Origin of the sequence: Paenibacillus shenyangensis (genome assembly GCF_000346635.1) — a bacterium.
Lineage (GTDB): Bacteria > Bacillota > Bacilli > Paenibacillales > Paenibacillaceae > Saccharibacillus > Saccharibacillus dauci.
On the sequence record NZ_AOIG01000058.1, the window covers coordinates 1 to 586 of the forward strand.

1 protein-coding gene is annotated in these 586 nt (G+C 70.5%); it reads left to right on the top strand.

What is annotated here, in order from left to right:
• Positions 1-586: FAD-dependent protein (locus tag H065_RS27585; RefSeq protein WP_017815787.1), on the top strand; the 586-nt coding region annotated here is incomplete at both ends.

Sequence of the window (586 nt, forward strand, 5' to 3'; positions counted from 1 at the left end):
CATGGAGCCCAAGCCGTTCTCGCTGGGTTTCCGCATCGAACACCCGCAATCCGTGATCGACCGGGCCCGCTTCGGTCCCAGCGCCGGCCATCCGGTGCTCGGCGCGGCCGACTACAAGCTGGTGCATCACGCCGGCAACGGCCGCGCGGTCTACAGCTTCTGCATGTGCCCGGGCGGCACCGTGGTCGCCGCCGCCTCGGAGCCGGGCGGCGTGGTCACCAACGGCATGAGCCAGTACTCGCGCAACGAACGCAACGCCAACGCCGGCATCGTGGTGGGCATCGAACCCAAGGACTTCCCCGGCATCGAACAGTCGCCCCTGGCCGGGCTCGACTTCCAGCGCCACTGGGAGGCGCGCGCCTACGAACTGGGCGGCGGCGACTACAGCGCGCCGGCGCAACTGGTGGGCGACTTCCTGGCCGGCCGGCCCTCGACCGCGCTGGGCAGCGTCACGCCGTCGTACAAACCGGGCGTGACGCTCACCGACCTGTCGTCCAGCCTGCCGGACTACGCCATCGCCGCCATCCGCGAAGCGCTGCCGGCGTTCGAGCGCCAGATCAAGGGCTTCTCGATGCATGACGCGGTG